This is a genomic window from Streptomyces sp. NPDC048057 (assembly GCF_040653095.1).
GTDB lineage: Bacteria > Actinomycetota > Actinomycetes > Streptomycetales > Streptomycetaceae > Streptomyces.
This window is the reverse complement of record NZ_JBEZNF010000015.1, coordinates 73,658-88,757: the sequence shown is the minus strand read 5'-3', so window position 1 is coordinate 88,757 and position 15,100 is coordinate 73,658. Positions and strand designations below refer to the sequence as shown.

Below are 15,100 nucleotides of genomic sequence, written 5' to 3'. Positions count from 1 at the left end.
AACGCACCCGCGAGAACCCTCCGGTTCCGCCGCCGGAAACCATCCGGCCGGGCCGTCGGGATCCGGCCGGAAGCAGCCCGAACACGAGACCGACAACCACCCGCAGGCCGTGCGCCACACGGCCAGCGCAGCCCTGCCCCGATGAGCCTTGGACCGCCCATCGGGGCGTGATCGTCCCGCTCTCCCGCACGGCCTTCCAAAGATTGTGAATTGATTCACTCAACCCCTTGGCCCGGCAGCCCGATCCATGCTGAGATTCCCCATACTCAACAGCTCGCTGGCGTGCTCGGGGAGGGCGTAGTGGCGCATTCCGCCATGTCTGGTTCCGGAACCACAGCAGGTGACGACCCACTCCAGACCGCGGTGTGGCGGCTGCGTTCCCGCGGCTGCTGGACGGATGCGGCGGCCCTGCTCGCCCCGCGCGCGGCGGAGCCGGCCGCGGCCCTGGAACGGGTCGGACTCTTCGTCGAACGGTGCATGTTCACCGGCGAGGGGTGGGCGGACGCGGAGGACGCGCTCCGTGCCGCCGAGGCCGCCGCGCGCGACGACGAGGAGCGCGGCGGCGCCGCGTGCGAGCGCGGTCGGCTGGCCTACGCGGCGACCACGCTCGGCGTGCGCGACCGGGCGGACGAGGCCCGTACGGCGCTCGGCAGGGCCGCGGCCCTGCTGTCCCCGACGTCGCCGCAGCGCCCACTGCTGGACTTCCGGCGCGGGCTGGTCGCCGAGCAGATCGCCGACTCTCCCCAGGCCGCCCGCGCCGCGTACCAGCGCGCGCACGAGGGCGCCCGGGCCCAGGGCGATGTGCTGTTGCTCTCCTTCACCCACTACCATCAGGCCCGACTCGCTTTAAGAGAAGGCGAGTTGCTCCAGGCACAGCAGGGCTTCGCGGAGGCGCTGAGGATCCGGGTGGACCTCGGCTATCTGATCGGTGTGGCGCCGGCGCTCGCCGCGCTCTCCGACTGCGAGCCGCAGCAGGAGGCCGCCCGGCTGCTGTCCGAGGCGCGGCGGCTGTTCCGGCTGCTCGGCGGCGTACCGGTGTGGCTGGCGGACCGACTGGCCCCCACGCTCCCCCACCAGGCCGACGACGAAGGTCGTACGGACCAGGCGGCCACGGCGCCGTCGAAGCCCGCGGCCTGAGCCCGGACGCACACCCGGGCCACGGTCACGCCGGGCGTAAATGGCCCCGCACCAGGAGGTCCACAGCCGCCAGGTCACGGGCGGTCAGCGCATCCAGCAGGGCACCGTGCTCCGCCGCGTCGGCGATCAGCACCGCCCGTTCCCGGGCCACGGCCGCGCCGTCGACACCGGCGGCGCGCAGCGGCCACTGCGAGCGGCGGTGCAGGTCGTCCGCGACGGCCACCAGCTGGTCGTTGCCGGACAGGGCGAGCACCGCCCGGTGGAAGGCCCGGTCGGCCTCGCCGTACCGGGCGCGGTCACCGGTGGCCGCGGCGCTCCCGGCGGCGTCCGCCAGGGGGCGCAGGGCGGCCCAGCGCTCACCGGGGACGGTGCGCGCCAGTTCCAGGACGACCGGCACTTCGAGCAGGGCGCGCACCTCGGCGAGTTGGGCGAGTTCGCGGGGGCTGCGGACGGCGACCCGGAAGCCGCGGTTGGGCACGACGTCCACCGCGCCGTCGGCGGCCAATTGCTGCATGGCCTCGCGCACGGGCGTCGCGGACACCCCGAAGCGGCCCGCGAGCGCGGGGGCCGAATAGACCTCGCCGGGGACGAGTTCGCCGGCCGCGAGGGCGGCGCGCAGCGCCTGGAGTACCTGCTCGCGCACCAGATGGCGGCGTACGGCGACGGCGCCCTTCCCGGCGGCGTCCGCATCGGCCCGCGGGCCGGCACCTGCCGCCCGGCCCGTCTGCTCGGGTACGCGCGCGGCGGCATCCCGTGGACGCGGCACGGTCGGCTGCCGTTCCGACGCCCGTACAAAAGCCCCTCGCGCCGGTGGCCCGCCGGTCCCCGCCGGGCCTTCCCCGGGGGTGGCCGTCGCGGGACGCGCCCGACCTCCCGCCGAGGGCTGAGCCGCAGCCCGGTCCATCGCGCCCCCTCCTCCGCCCGCGTCACACCGTTCGCCGGGCCCGACTCGCGCGCCCGGTGCTCTGTGTGCACGATAGGCGGACCGGGCAGGACGTCAAACCGCCCCCTTTCAGGTAAGGTAAGCCTTACCTGAAGTCGATCGTGATTCGGCGGCCCTCCATGCCTCTGCCCTCGCTGCTGCCCGCGCTCACCTCTCCGGTCAAGGACGCGTACGTCCAACTGGCAGGGGTGTACCCCGCGCTGAGCATTCGCGAGCTGGGGCCCGGCGACCCCACCCCGCGCGGTGACGGCTGGATCAGCGGGGACGACCTCGCCGCCGGGGACGCCGCGCTCGACGCCTTCCTCGCCTGGGACGCGGACCAGCTCCGGCGCGACTACGGCCAGGAGGCCCGCTCCGACGTCGTCGCCACCTTCGGCCTGCACCGCTACGCCTGGCCGGCCCTGCTGCTGATCACCGTCCCCTGGTTCCTGCGCCGCCGAGTGCCGTACCTGCTGCCGTCCGACGTCGCCTACCAGCGCACGCTCCGTCAGCTGACCGTGCGCGTCACCGACTTCGCCTGCCTGCCGGGCGACCCTGCCGCACGGCTGCCCGGCGCCCGCGTCGTCCCGGACGAGGCGGCGCTGCGCGACGAGGTGCGCACGGCCGTCGCCGACCACCTGGGCCCGCTCCTGGACGGCTTCGGCCCGCGGATGCGCCGCGGCCGGCGCGCGCTGTGGGGCATGGTCACGGACGAGGTCGTCGAGGGCCTCTGGTACGTGGCGAGCCTGCTCGGTCCGGACGAGGAGGTACGGGCCATGACGGAGCTTCAGGAGATGCTGCCGGGCACGCCGATGGCCAAGCCGTACGTCGGGACGCCGGGCTTCCGCACGCTGAACGGGCCCGCGGGCGAGCAGTTGGCCACCCGGGACCGGGCGAGCTGCTGCCTGTTCTATACACTTCGGCCGGACGACACCTGCGTCACCTGCCCGCGCACCTGCGACGCGGACAGGGTGGCGAGACTGCTGCCGAGCGCCTGATCCACCGGCGTCCGACGGATGTCACGCTCCGGATGCCACTCCCCCCTTCCGGGTGATATAAAACGTACGCAACTCCCTCTGCCCATACGGCAGTTCGAGTTAAACCCACCTATCCGTATGCCGTATGGCCCCATTGGCGTTCTCTTGCCATGAAAACCCCTGGGATCGCCCGGACTTCGGTCAGTATGGCGGCTGAAACGCCCTACCGCGATGCAGATGTAAGGGACGCCATTCACTATGAACATATCGCTTTCCTGGCTGCTTCCCGGCGGCGTGATGCTTGTGGGAGTGCTGATCGCGATCGCCGTGCTCCAGCGCGGCAAGAAGGCCACGAAGGCCGCTCCCGAGGACTCCTGGGAGCGCAGCGAGGAGCGCCGGCGGCGCAAGGAAGCCATGTACGCCACGGCCTCCTACGTCCTGCTCTTCTGCTGTGCCGCGGTGGCAGCCGCGCTCTCCTTCCACGGTCTGGTCGGCTTCGGCCGGCAGAACCTGAACCTGTCCGGCGGCTGGGAGTACCTGGTCCCGTTCGGCCTCGACGGCGCTGCCATGTTCTGCTCGGTGCTCGCCGTCCGTGAGGCGAGCCACGGCGACGCGGCCCTCGGCTCCCGCCTGTTGGTGTGGATGTTCGCGGGCGCCGCCGCCTGGTTCAACTGGGTCCACGCCCCCCGCGGCATCGACCACGCGGGCGCGCCCCACTTCTTCGCCGGCATGTCGCTGTCCGCGGCGATCCTGTTCGACCGGGCCCTGAAGCAGACCCGTCGCGCCGCCCTGCGCGAGCAGGGCCTGGTGCCCCGCCCGCTGCCGCAGATCCGGGTCGTCCGGTGGCTGCGCGCTCCCCGCGAGACCTTCAACGCCTGGTCGTTGATGCTGCTGGAGAACGTGCGCACGCTGGACGAGGCGGTCGAGGAGGTCCGTGAGGACCGGGCGGCGAAGGACGCCAACAAGCAGCGCTCCCGCGAGCACGCGAAGCTGGAGCGCGCGCGGCTGAAGGCCATCAACCGGTCGCACCGCGCCTGGGGTCGCGGTCGGGTCCTGCCCGAGCCCGACCTTCCCGTCCTGACGTCCAGCGCGGCCGTCGGAGCGAGCTCCAGCACCTCGGGGAGTTCGGCCACGGCCTTGTCGGAGGGCGCGAAACCCGTAGCGGAGCCTGCCATAGAAACCGGACTGTCGCCGCTTCGATCCATGCCCTCCCTTCAGGCCGGGGCTTCGGCCCCCGTTGACGCCAAGGTCGTCGACCTCACCGCCGAGGACGACACCATGACGCTGCCCAAACTGGACTCGCTGGAGCGGAAGCTGAAGGATCTGGAGCAGCAGTTCGGCTGAGCGAGCCGGACTGTCGGGCGACGAGCGAGCACCGACCGTCAGTGATGGTGACGCCGAAGGGGCGGCCCCGGGAAACGACCCGGGACCGCCCCTTCGGCGTGTGCGCCTGCGGTCGTCCGTCCTGCTCGGTACGGCCGCGAGGGCGTCAGCCGACTGCTCGTCACGCCGCGTTCAGTTCGAACCAGACGACCTTGCCCGCGCGTTGGGTGTGGACGCCCCACGAGTCCGCGAGGCTCTGCACCAGGGCGAGCCCCCGGCCGTGCGTCTCCAGCAGGTCCGGGTCGGGCATGGCCTCCGCGTCGTCACGGCCGGCGCCCGGAGCGCTCGTGGTGCCCGGAGCGCTCGTGGTGCCCGTGCCGATTCCCGTGCCGATGCTCGCGCCGATTGCCGGGCCGGTGACGGCGGTCAGGGCCGGTGGCGGCTCGGGAAACCCCTCGACGAAGTCCCGCACCTCCACGCGCAGCGTCGAGGTACCCACCGTCGCCGTGACCACGGCTCCGTGTTCGGTGTGGATCAGTGCGTTGGTCACCAGTTCGCTCGCCAGCAGCTCGGCGACGTCGGCGGTCTCCCGACCGCCCCAGCGCCCCAGCAACTCGCGTAAGCCGTGCCGCACTTCCGGCACGGACTTCAGATCGCCGCACCCCATGCGCCGGTGCAGCCGCGCCCCTCCCCGGACCCCTGAGGGCTGTCCCCCGTACCGGTCGGCTCCTTCTGCCGCGGAGCCGACCCCTCCCTGACGCCCTGTCATCATCCCCACCCGTTGACATCGGACCTCTGGACACGGCACTCCGTGTCGAACCTTTCCACGAAAGCCCTGCCCTCATCAGGGGCGGGCCACGCATGACGAAGTGGTCAAGCTGCACGGGGAGGGGATTTTTCCCGCAGTGGGCGGATGTCGTCTACGTCCGATGCGACAGTCGCCGGACTCACGGCCTGGGCACATGGCGCAGGTTGGAACGGGCCATCTGCACCATGCGCCCGACGCCGCCGTCCAGGACCATCTTGCTCGCGGAGAGGGCGAATCCGGTGACCATCTCGGCGCTGACCTTCGGCGGGATGGAGAGCGCGTTCGGGTCGGTGACCACGTCGACGAGGGCCGGCCCCTTGTGCTTGAAGGCGTCCTTGAGGGCGCCCGCGAGCTGCCGGGGCTTCTCGACCCGTACGCCGTAGGCGCCGGAGGCCCGCGCGATGGCCGCGAAGTCCGGGTTCTGGTTGTGGGTGCCGTACGAGGGCAGCCCGGCGACCAGCATCTCCAGGTCCACCATGCCGAGCGAGGAGTTGTTGAAGAGCACCACCTTCACCGGCAGGTCGTACTGGACCAGGGTGAGGAAGTCGCCCATCAGCATGGTGAAGCCGCCGTCCCCGGACATGGAGACCACCTGGCGGCCACGGTCGACGAACTGCGCGCCGATCGCCTGCGGCAGGGCGTTCGCCATCGAGCCGTGGCTGAAGGACCCGATGATGCGGCGCCGGCCGTTGGGCGAGACGTAGCGGGCGGCCCAGACGTTGCACATGCCGGTGTCGACGGTGAAGACCGCGTCGTCGTCGGCGAGTTCGTCGAGGACGGAGGCGACGTACTCGGGGTGGATCGGCACGTGCTTGTCGACCTTGCGGGTGTACGCCTTGATGACGCCCTCCAGCGCGTCGGCGTGCTTCTTCAGCATCTTGTCGAGGAAGCGGCGGTCGTTCTTGATGCGCACCCGGGAGTTCAGACAGCGCAGCGTCTCCCGGACGTCGCCCCAGACGGCGAGGTCCAGCTTGGAGCGGCGGCCCAGGTTCTCCGGACGGATGTCGACCTGGGCGATCTTCACGTCGTCGGGGAGGAACGCCTGGTACGGGAAGTCCGTGCCCAGCAGGATCAGCAGGTCGCACTCGTGGGTGGCCTCGTACGCCGCGCCGTAGCCGAGCAGCCCGCTCATCCCCACGTCGTACGGGTTGTCGTACTGGATCCACTCCTTGCCGCGCAGCGCGTGGCCGACGGGCGACTTCACCCGCTCGGCGAACTCCATCACCTCCGCGTGCGCCCCGGCGGTGCCGCTGCCGCAGAAGAGGGTCACCCGGTCGGCCTCGTCGATCATCGCGACCAGCTTGTCGATCTCCGCGTCACCGGGGCGGACCGAGGGGCGGGAGGTGACCAGCGCGTGCTCGACCGCCTTCTCCGGGGCCGGCTCGGAGGCGATGTCCCCCGGCAGGGCGACCACGCTCACGCCGCTCTGGCCGATGGCGTGCTGGATCGCGGTCTGGAGCAGTCGGGGCATCTGCTTCGGGTTGGAGATCAGCTCGCTGTAGTGGGAGCACTCCCTGAAGAGCTGGTCGGGGTGGGTCTCCTGGAAGTAGCCGAGGCCGATCTCGCTGGAGGGGATGTGCGAGGCGAGGGCGAGCACGGGGGCCATGGAGCGGTGGGCGTCGTACAGACCGTTGATCAGATGGAGGTTGCCCGGGCCGCAGGAGCCAGCGCAGGCCGCGAGCTTGCCGGTGATCTGGGCCTCGGCGCCGGCCGCGAAGGCGGCGGTCTCCTCATGCCTGACCTGGATCCAGTCGATGGAGGAGCTGCGGCGGATGGCGTCGACGACGGGGTTGAGGCTGTCGCCGACGACTCCGTACAGGCGCTGCACCCCCGCCCGGACGAGGATGTCGACGAACTGTTCCGCCACGTTCTGCTTGGCCATGGGAGGGATCCCTTCCTCGCGTTGACGGTCCGAAGATCCATCAACCCACGGCGCGCCGCATTCCGCCTCCCGTCTACTCCGTCTACCCCGGCTGCTCCCTGGGGTGCGGGGCGCTGCACTGGACGGTGACGTCCCCGGACTCCCACACGCCGACGGCGGTGCGGTCGTCGGCGTACCCCTTGACCCTGAGCTGGACGTCGGTGAGGAAGGCGGCGAGGCCCGGGGGCTCGTCGGGGTGCCAGCGGGCCGCCAGCTCGGCGGCGAGCGCCGGCTCGTCGCGCAGCGGGTCGGCCAGTCCGCTGCTGCACAGCAGGAGGGTGTCGCCCGGGCGGGCCACGGACGCCCGGAAGCGGAACGGCTCCCCGTCCGTGGCGGGCGTCTCGTCGTCGCACGGAGCCGCGGCTTCTGGGGGATGGGGCTCGATGTCCTGCCACTCGCCCTCGCGGAGCCGGAAGAGGCCGCCGGGACCGACGCCGAAGAAGACCCGGGTGCGGCACTGGGGGTCGGCGGGCAGCAGCAGACAGCGCAGCGCAGCGGTGTACTCCTCGGGGTCCACCCCCCGGTCGGCGGCGGTGGCCCGCAGCTTGCCGAGGCTGCGGTCGGTGAGCCGGTGCAGTCCGGACGTGAGGTCGCCGCGGCGGCCCGCGCGGATGTCCTCGGCCAGCCGGGCGTGGCTGCGGCCGACGGCCGCGGCGATCCAGCGGCAGGCGTCGGCGGCGGCCTGGTGGGCGCCGTCGGCACCGCGGGCTCCGGTGGCGACGACGACCAGCACCAGCGCGTCGTTGCCCCTGCCGAACCGGGCGGTGAGCAGGGCGTCGCGGCGGGGCTCGCCGCGGTAGCGGGCGGAGTCGCCGCGCAGGGACGCTGCGCGGAGGGTGTGGCCGCCGTAGCGCGCGCCGTCCAGGACGGTGTCGGCGACGAGCTCTTCGAGGGCGTCCGGGTCGGCGGCGGGGAGCGCGGTGGGCTCCGGGTCGTACGTCGGGGGTCCGTCGCCGACGTATCCGGGGTGGGGCCGGGCGGCGGCCCGCGACGGGGAGCGGTCGGGGTCCCGGACGCCTCCGGGCAACGGGGTCCGCGTACGGGCGCGGGGGACGGCTGGTGTGCCGGCGGCCGTGGGCGGTCCGTCCCAGGGGCTGCCCGCGCCGGGCCGGGCGGGCGCCGCTTCGGCGGGGCGGCGGGGGTCCGGGGGCCGCGGCGGGGCCGTCGCCGGTGCCGCGGGTAAGTCGGCCGTCGTGGTACGGGCCGGCGTGCTGGTCGGCGTACGGGCCTCGGAGCGCGCCGGTTGCTCGGGCGGGGACCCGGGCGGAGCCGCGCGCGGGGCGTCGGGCGTGAAGTCGGGGTCGTCGAGGGTGTCGGCGGGATCGGCCTCCCACCAGGCCCGCGGTCGTACGGGACCCGTGGCCGGCGACCCGGCGGGCGGCTCGTCCAGCACCGTGGGCGGAGCGGGCTGGGCAGCCGGCGGTGGAGATGGCGCGAACGGTGCGGGCGATGCGGCTGGTGCGGCCGGTGGGTCCGCGGCCGACGCGGGCTGCGACACCGCGTCCGTGGCGGAGGCGAACCGGTCGTCGAGGGTGTCGACGGCGTCGCCCGCACGGGCCGCGGGACGGCCCGTGTCCAGGGCCGACTCGTCGTACAGCCGGTTCCACCAGTCGTCCGCCGCGTCGGCGGGCTGCTCCCCCTGCTGGCTCATGCCCCTATTTTCCACCGCACGGGCCGCCGGAAAACGGCGCTTGTCGAAAAGCTATAAGTGTCACGAACCCGCGACGCGCCCGCCGGACGACCGTGATTCGGCCCGGCCGCCTTGGCACAGTGAACCGTGCCGGGAGAATGCGAAGGCTCGACGCGGTCAGCGCGGCGGCAAGGGGATGCGTCCGCAGGTGTCCGGGGAGGGACGGGGTCTGGTGCTGGAAGCGATAGGTCTCGACGAGAGGCAGGAGTCCGCCTACCGGGCTCTGGTGGCATTGGGCGCGGCCGAGGTCTCGGACCTCGCGCACCGGCTCGCGCTGCCGAGGACCGACACGGAGCGGACGCTGCGCCACCTGGAACGGCAGGGACTCGCCGCGCAGTCGACGGCGCGGCTCGGGCGCTGGGTCGCGGCGCCGCCCGCGGTGGCGCTCGGCGCGCTGCTGACCCGGCAGCGCGAGGAGTTGGAGCAGGCCGAGCGGGCGGCGGCGCACCTGGCTGAGGCGTACCGGGCGGAGGCCGCCGAGCCCGCGGTGCACGACCTGGTGGAGATCGTGACGGGCGTGGGCGCGGTGGCACAGCGCTTCCGCCAGTTGGGGCTCGGGGCGGTGGCGGAGGTGTGCGTGCTGGCCACGGGCGACCCGGTGGGTTACGGGGCCGACGGGGGCGCGGGCGCGCCCGCGGTGGCGCACCGCGTGGTCGTCGCGCGCGAGCGGCTGTCCGCGCCGGGCGGGGTGCACGGGGTGACGGCGGCGCTCGGCCGGGCCGACCAGGTGCGGGTGGCCGACCGGGTGCCGACCCGGCTGGTGATCGCGGACCGGGCGCTGGCGATGGTGCCGCTGCGCGAGCTGGGCGAACCGTCGGCGCTGGTGGTGCACGGCAGCGGGCTGCTGGAGTCGCTGCTGGGCCTGTTCGAGGCGGTGTGGCGGGACGCGGTGCCGCTGCGGCTCGGCGGTGCGCACGGCACGGGTGCGGGGAGCGCCGGCGCGGGCGGCGCGGTGGTCGAGGAGGCCCCGGTGCGGCCCGACGCGACGGACCTGGAGATCCTGTCGCTGCTGCTGGCCGGCATGACGGACGCCCGGGTCGCCAAGCACCTGGACCTCGGTCTGCGGACGGTCCAACGGCGGGTGAAGGGCCTGATGGAGCTGAGCGGCGTCAGTACGCGCCTCCAGCTCGGCTGGCACGCCCACGCCAACGGCTGGCTGACCCGCTCCCCCGGCTAGGGAGTGTCTTCAAAGTAGCGTCGTCCGCCCTTGGGGCGGGCCTGGCGGGGTCTGGTGCGTGCGATCGCAAGGCGGAGGAGGAAGTCAATGCGGTGGGGGTACCTCCCGTGCCCGCAGGGCACAGGGGGCCATTGGCGACCGACGACAACGCGGCGAGGGCGCGCACCAGGGCACGACGGGCAGACGGGACTTTGAAGACACGACCTAGGGCCCCGTCTTACGGATCACGCTGGGTGAACGGGTACCTCCGGGCGTAGGGGGAGGAACCGTGTGAACAGCCCACCACCGGCCGGTGGAGACCAACGCTCCCGCAGAGCAACGGCGGCTCCGTCCAGCGGCGCAAGGAGGCACGACCTGCCACCGCGCCGGAGCGCTCTCCCGAGCGCAGCCGAGGCGCCGCCTGGCAGACGGGACGTGCGGCAAGGCCCTGGGAACCGCCGTGGGGCCTGGAATCTCGGGCGGCGGAGCCGCTCCGCATCCGGCACGCTGGGCAGATGAGCGGCATAGGGCAGCTCCTGCTGCTGGGCCTGGTGATGCTGCTCGGGCTGGTCGGGGTGCTCATCCCGGGCGTCCCGGGCCGCTGGCTGGTGTGGGCCGCGATGCTCTGGTGGTCGCTGCACGAGCAGACCCCGCTCGCCTGGGTGCTGCTGGTGTGCTCGACCGCCGTCCTGCTGATCGTCCAGGTGGTGCTCTGGCTGCTGCCGCCGCGCCGCATCCGTGACTCGGGGGCCACCCGCCGAACGGCGGCCTGGGCGGGCTTCGGGGGGATCGTCGGCTTCTTCCTGGTGCCGGTGGTGGGAGCGGTCGTGGGCTTCGTCGGCGGGATCTACCTGTGCGAGCGGCACCGGCTCGGCGGCCACGGCCAGGCGGCTGCCGCCACGCGCACAGCGATGCGGGCGGCCGGGACGAGCGTGCTGGTGGAGCTGTTCGGCTGTCTGCTCGTGGTGGGGGCGTGGTTGGGCGCGGTCATCTGGGGGTGACGCCGGGGCAGGTGGGGCAGTGAGCACCGAGGATGTACGTGCCGTCGGGATGGCCGTACCCGGCGCGGGACGACGGTCGTAGGCCGATGGTCCGATGCCGTCGACGGCGGTCGCCGTGTGAGGCTGCGTGCATGACCGAATTCACCGAAGCCGAGCGGGACTACCTCTCCACCCAGCGGCTGGGGCGGCTGGCGACCGTGGACCCCAGCGGCCAACCGCAGGCGAACCCCGTCGCCTTCTTCCCCCAGCCCGACGGCACGATCCTGATCGGGGGCTTCGCGATGGCGACGACGAAGAAGTGGCGCAACCTCCGGAAGAACCCGAAGGTCGCCATCGTCGTCGACGACATCGCCAGCGTCACGCCGTGGCGGGTGCGCGGCGTGGACGTCCGCGGCGTGGCGGAACTCCTCACCGGCCCGCACGACCTGGGCCCGGTCTTCAGCGAGGAAGTGATCCGCATCCACCCCCGCAAGATCCACAGTTGGGGTCTGACGGAGGAGACGGAGGATTAGGACGCGTCGGCCGACGCGTCCCATCCGTCCGAAGCACGCCGCGGCAGCGGCGGCTCAGCGCGGCCAGCGCCCCCGCTTGGCGTCGGCAGCGGCCCGGTTCTGCGCGCCCTTGATCCGCCAGTCCCTGCGCATTTCGGCCCGTAGCCGCGCGTCCGTCTTGGCGACGATGTGCCTGTTCTCCCGTTGCAGCTTGTCGTAGCTCTCCAGCCGTCGTACGGACAACTCGCCCGCGTCGACGGCCCGTCGGACGGCGCACCCCGGCTCGGACCGGTGGGCGCAGTCCTGGAAGCGGCAGCGGACGGCCAGTTCCTCGATCTCGGCGAAGACCTGCCCGACGCCCGAGCCGGCGTCCCACAGGCCGACGCCGCGCAGCCCCGGCGTGTCGATGAGCACCCCGCCGCCGGGCAGGAGCAGGAGGTTGCGGGTCGTGGTGGTGTGCCGCCCCTTGCCGTCGACGTCCCGTACGGCCTGCACCTCCATGGCGTCCGTCCCGGTCAGCGCATTGGCCAGGGTGGACTTGCCGGCACCGGAACCGCCGAGCAGCACGGTGGTGCCACCGGCGACGACGGCCGCGAGCACGTCGGTGCCCGCGCCGGTGTGGGCGCTGACGGGGATCACCGGCACGCCGGGCGCGGTGGACTCGGCGTCCTCGACGAGGTGGGCGACGGTGGCGGCGTCGGGCACGAGGTCGGCCTTGCTGAGGACGACGACGGGCTGTGCTCCGCTCTCCCAGGCGAGGGCGAGGTACCGCTCCAGCCGCCCGAGGTCGAGTTCGGCCGCGAGCGAGACGCAGATGACGGCGGCGTCGACGTTGGCGGCCAGGACCTGGCCTTCGGACCGCTTGGACGACGTCGAGCGGACGAAGGCGGTACCGCGCGGCAGCAGCACCCGTACGTAGCGCGGATCAACGCCGTCGGGGTCGACGGCGGCCCAGTCGCCGGTGCAGACGACCTTCATCGGGTCGCGCGGCACGACGAACTCGGTGTCGGCGCGGACGGTGCCGTCCGCGGTGACGACGTCGCACAGCCCCCGGTCGACCCGGACGACGCGACCAGGCACGAGGCCCTGCTCGGCGTACGGGGCGAAGGCGGCGGCCCAGTCGTCGTCCCAGCCGTACGCGGCGAGGGCGGGCTGGACGTCAGGGGAAGAAGACGGGTTCAGCAGATTGCTGGACAAGTTGGGGAAACCCTTCAAAGGGTGGCCCCGGCGGCGCGCTCGGCGCGCGGAGGTGCGTGGGTGTCAGCCGGAGACCACGGGGGTGAAAACGATGAACTCCTGAACACGGGCACGGCCCGTCACCTGGGTGGTCATCACAGTCCTCACCTCCGACTTCCTCAACGAACGAACGAGCCGGTCCGGAAGCAGCGCTCCCTCCCGGCAGAACGGGATGAACGCTAGACCCACACCGCCACGGCACGCCATTCGTTTATCGACGACCGGGCACCGGCACGGACGTGGTGCGCCCCGTCCAGCCGCATCCGGACCGACCTTGAGGGACCTGCTACTTGGCCACGCTCCCACGATCCGGCGCGCCCACCGCGGACGAGGTCATCGGCCCACGGGGGGTGAAGGTGACCGGGAGGGCCCGGGGGCCGCGGAACGTCGGGGCGTAACCCCAGTCGACCTCGCCGCTCGGGATGTCCAGGGTCAGGTCCGGCAGGCGGCCGAACAACGTGGTGATCGCGACCTCCGTCTCCAGCTTCACCAGATGGCTGCCCAGGCAGGTGTGCGCGCCGTGGCCGAACGCCAGGTGCGGGCGGGCGTCACGGGTGAGGTCCAGGGCGCCGGGGTCGGGGAACCGGTTCGGGTCGTGGTTCGCCGCCGCCAGCGACAGCAGCACCACGTCGCCCTCCTTCACCCGGGTGTCCGCGATCGTCATGTCCTCGCCCGCATACCGGTACTCCGCCACGTGGTCCGGGGGGTCCAGGCGCAGCAGTTCGTTGACCGCCTGGGACCAGTCGACGTCGCCGCCGAGCAGGGCAGCCCGCCGTTCGGGGTGGCCGAGCAGGCGCAGGATGGTGGTGCCGAGGAACTGGATCGTGGTGATGTGGCCGGCGCCGATCAACGTCATGACCATCACCTCCAGCTCGTCCCCGGTCAGCGCGCCCGACTCGATCAACCGCGTCGGCAGGTCGTCCCCCGGGTGGGACCGTTTGTAGTCCACCAGCTTCCGGACGTAATCCAGCACCTCGGCGAGCTTCACCTCGTCACGCGGCTGCTGGAACTTCGCGCGGTACCACATGTCCAGCACGTCGGCGGCGGGCGCGCGTTCGGCTTCCGGGATGCCGAGGAGGTCGTGCACGAGGGCGACCGGGACCTCCCGGGTGTACTCGGCGACGAGGTCCGCGCGTCCCCGCCCGGCGAACGACTCGACGGCGCGCTCGCAGGTCCGGGCGGTGCGCTCGCGCAGGCGGGACACCGCGGCGGGGGTGAACGCCGCGGCGATGAGCCGGCGCAGCCTGGTGTGTTGGGGATCGTCCAGATTGGACAGACCGGGCGAGTGCGGGTCGGGATTGACCGGGGCGCCGCTGTGCAGGCGGCGGTCCGCCAGGCAGGCACGGACGTCGTCGTACCGGGTCACCAGCCACGTCCGGCCCGGGACGTACGGGTCGTCGACGGGGCAGACCGGGTCGTGCTCGCGCAACCAGGCGTAGCCCGGGTACGGGTCGGCGGTCACGACGGCCGGCCCGCGATCAGCAGCTTCTCCAGCGGGGACGCGGCGAGCGGCACGACCCGCGTCTCGGTGAGCCCGGCCTCGCCCAGCCATGCCGCGAGGTCGTCGTAGCGGTGCAGGCCGCCGCCCTGGCCCTGCCACAGGGTCAGGTCGAACGTGCCGAGGAACCCGGCCGCGGCCGGGCCCAGCCCGGCCGGTGGTTCCCGGTCGTGGTCGAGGACGGCGATGCTTCCCGTGGGGGACAGCGTTTTCGCCGCGCGCCGGATCAGCTCGCGGCACTCCTCGGGGTGGTGGCCGTGCACGACGTTGAACAGCAGCACCAGGTCGTACCCGGAGCCCAGGTCGTCGGTGAGGTAGTTGCCTGCCCGCGCCGTCACACGGTCCGGCGGGGCGTCTGCGCGCAGGCCCGTGACCGTCTCGGGCAGGTCGAAGACGGTGACCCGCACGTCCGGGCGGCGGCGGCACAGTTCGACGGTGTGGTCGCCGTGGCCGCCCCCGATGTCCAGGACGGTCGCCGCGGGAGGCAGCGCGGCGGCGATGTCATCGGCCAGGTCCGCGGCGGCGCCGGCGAACATCCGGCGCAGGCGGGCCGCAGTGGCGGGGCGCTCGCGCAGCCAGGTGTAGAAGCCGCGGCGGGGCGTGCCGGTGCGGATGGTGTCCTCGGCGTCGGCCCAGTACTCGAACAGGACCTCGTGCCAGAACAGTTCGACGTCCACCGGGCCGGGCGTCGCGGCGGTCGTGACCCCGTTCTCGTCGTGCCGCAGGTAGCCGAAGGTCACCAGGACGTTCACCAGGCTGCGCACCCCGGCCGGGTCACCGCCGATCGTGGTGGCCAGTTCCTCGACGGAGAGCGGGCCGGGCTCCAGCGCGGTGAACACGCCGAGCCGGACACCGGCGATCATGGCCCGGTACCCGGCCGCGCCGAGTCGGTCCAGTACCGGAGCCGGGACACCGAGGGATTCTTCGGGCAATGGCATGG

General features: G+C 73.1%; 13 protein-coding genes. 6 read left to right on the top strand and 7 right to left on the bottom strand.

Features of this window, described 5'->3' with window-relative positions:
- The first annotated feature begins 315 nt into the window (after positions 1 to 315).
- Positions 316 to 1,137, top strand: a complete 822-nt coding sequence (locus AB0E05_RS19240; RefSeq protein WP_361964890.1) for a hypothetical protein — start codon at positions 316 to 318, stop codon at positions 1,135 to 1,137.
- A gap of 25 nt (positions 1,138 to 1,162) precedes the next feature.
- Here AB0E05_RS19240 and AB0E05_RS19235 read toward each other — a convergent pair whose 3' ends face one another.
- On the bottom strand, positions 1,163 to 1,903 hold the full coding sequence (locus AB0E05_RS19235; protein ID WP_361964888.1) for a GntR family transcriptional regulator: 741 nt from the start codon (positions 1,901 to 1,903) through the stop codon (positions 1,163 to 1,165).
- A 296-nt stretch (positions 1,904 to 2,199) separates the two neighbouring features.
- Between AB0E05_RS19235 and AB0E05_RS19230 the strand changes: the two genes are divergently transcribed.
- The gene (locus AB0E05_RS19230) at positions 2,200 to 3,057 is read left to right on the top strand and encodes a (2Fe-2S)-binding protein (protein ID WP_361964886.1); all 858 of its coding nucleotides are present in this window, start codon (positions 2,200 to 2,202) and stop codon (positions 3,055 to 3,057) included.
- Positions 3,058 to 3,294: 237 nt separating this feature from the next.
- Complete coding sequence (locus AB0E05_RS19225) at positions 3,295 to 4,380, top strand: DUF2637 domain-containing protein (RefSeq protein WP_361964884.1); 1,086 nt, start codon at positions 3,295 to 3,297, stop codon at positions 4,378 to 4,380.
- A 160-nt stretch (positions 4,381 to 4,540) separates the two neighbouring features.
- Here AB0E05_RS19225 and AB0E05_RS19220 read toward each other — a convergent pair whose 3' ends face one another.
- From AB0E05_RS19220 to AB0E05_RS19210, 3 genes are all read right to left on the bottom strand, one after another.
- The gene (locus tag AB0E05_RS19220; RefSeq protein ID WP_361964882.1) at positions 4,541 to 4,993 is read right to left on the bottom strand and encodes an ATP-binding protein; all 453 of its coding nucleotides are present in this window, start codon (positions 4,991 to 4,993) and stop codon (positions 4,541 to 4,543) included.
- Positions 4,994 to 5,306: 313 nt separating this feature from the next.
- Positions 5,307 to 7,049, bottom strand: coding sequence for a pyruvate dehydrogenase (locus AB0E05_RS19215; RefSeq protein WP_361964880.1), 1,743 nt, complete (start codon positions 7,047 to 7,049; stop codon positions 5,307 to 5,309).
- Between the two features lie 82 nt (positions 7,050 to 7,131).
- On the bottom strand, positions 7,132 to 8,739 hold the full coding sequence (locus tag AB0E05_RS19210; RefSeq protein ID WP_361964878.1) for a protein phosphatase 2C domain-containing protein: 1,608 nt from the start codon (positions 8,737 to 8,739) through the stop codon (positions 7,132 to 7,134).
- A gap of 211 nt (positions 8,740 to 8,950) precedes the next feature.
- Here AB0E05_RS19210 and AB0E05_RS19205 point away from each other — a divergent pair, with 211 nt between their 5' ends.
- The 3 genes from AB0E05_RS19205 (at position 8,951) to AB0E05_RS19195 (ending at position 11,447) form a co-directional block, all read left to right on the top strand.
- The gene (locus AB0E05_RS19205) at positions 8,951 to 9,955 is read left to right on the top strand and encodes a helix-turn-helix domain-containing protein (protein WP_361964876.1); all 1,005 of its coding nucleotides are present in this window, start codon (positions 8,951 to 8,953) and stop codon (positions 9,953 to 9,955) included.
- A 494-nt stretch (positions 9,956 to 10,449) separates the two neighbouring features.
- Entirely contained in the window at positions 10,450 to 10,935 is a 486-nt protein-coding gene (locus tag AB0E05_RS19200; protein ID WP_361964873.1) for a DUF456 domain-containing protein, read from the top strand.
- 131 nt (positions 10,936 to 11,066) lie between these two features.
- Positions 11,067 to 11,447, top strand: a complete 381-nt coding sequence (locus tag AB0E05_RS19195; RefSeq protein WP_361964871.1) for a PPOX class F420-dependent oxidoreductase — start codon at positions 11,067 to 11,069, stop codon at positions 11,445 to 11,447.
- A 54-nt stretch (positions 11,448 to 11,501) separates the two neighbouring features.
- On the opposite strand, the gene rsgA is transcribed toward AB0E05_RS19195, so the two are convergent.
- The 3 genes from rsgA to AB0E05_RS19180 all read right to left on the bottom strand — a co-directional run bounded on the left by rsgA (position 11,502) and on the right by AB0E05_RS19180 (position 15,098).
- Entirely contained in the window at positions 11,502 to 12,623 is a 1,122-nt protein-coding gene (gene rsgA, locus AB0E05_RS19190) for a ribosome small subunit-dependent GTPase A (RefSeq protein WP_361964869.1), read from the bottom strand.
- 325 nt (positions 12,624 to 12,948) lie between these two features.
- Entirely contained in the window at positions 12,949 to 14,124 is a 1,176-nt protein-coding gene (locus AB0E05_RS19185; protein ID WP_361964867.1) for a cytochrome P450, read from the bottom strand.
- Positions 14,121 to 15,098 carry a methyltransferase gene (locus tag AB0E05_RS19180; protein ID WP_361964865.1) on the bottom strand — a complete coding sequence of 326 codons (978 nt, stop codon included), beginning with the start codon at positions 15,096 to 15,098 and terminating at the stop codon, positions 14,121 to 14,123. The genes AB0E05_RS19185 and AB0E05_RS19180 overlap by 4 nt, the downstream gene beginning before the upstream one ends.
- Between the last annotated feature and the right edge of the window lie 2 nt (positions 15,099 to 15,100).

Bases quoted from the DNA above. Each gene is read 5' to 3' on its own strand.
- AB0E05_RS19240 (WP_361964890.1), top strand. From the start codon at position 316: ATGTCTGGTTCCGGAACCACAGCAGGTGACGACCCACTCCAGACCGCG.
- AB0E05_RS19230 (WP_361964886.1), top strand. From the start codon at position 2,200: ATGCCTCTGCCCTCGCTGCTGCCCGCGCTCACCTCTCCGGTCAAGGAC.
- AB0E05_RS19225 (WP_361964884.1), top strand. From the start codon at position 3,295: ATGAACATATCGCTTTCCTGGCTGCTTCCCGGCGGCGTGATGCTTGTG.
- AB0E05_RS19215 (WP_361964880.1), bottom strand. From the start codon at position 7,049: ATGGCCAAGCAGAACGTGGCGGAACAGTTCGTCGACATCCTCGTCCGG.
- AB0E05_RS19210 (WP_361964878.1), bottom strand. From the start codon at position 8,739: ATGAGCCAGCAGGGGGAGCAGCCCGCCGACGCGGCGGACGACTGGTGG.
- AB0E05_RS19200 (WP_361964873.1), top strand. From the start codon at position 10,450: ATGAGCGGCATAGGGCAGCTCCTGCTGCTGGGCCTGGTGATGCTGCTC.
- AB0E05_RS19195 (WP_361964871.1), top strand. From the start codon at position 11,067: ATGACCGAATTCACCGAAGCCGAGCGGGACTACCTCTCCACCCAGCGG.
- AB0E05_RS19180 (WP_361964865.1), bottom strand. From the start codon at position 15,098: ATGCCATTGCCCGAAGAATCCCTCGGTGTCCCGGCTCCGGTACTGGAC.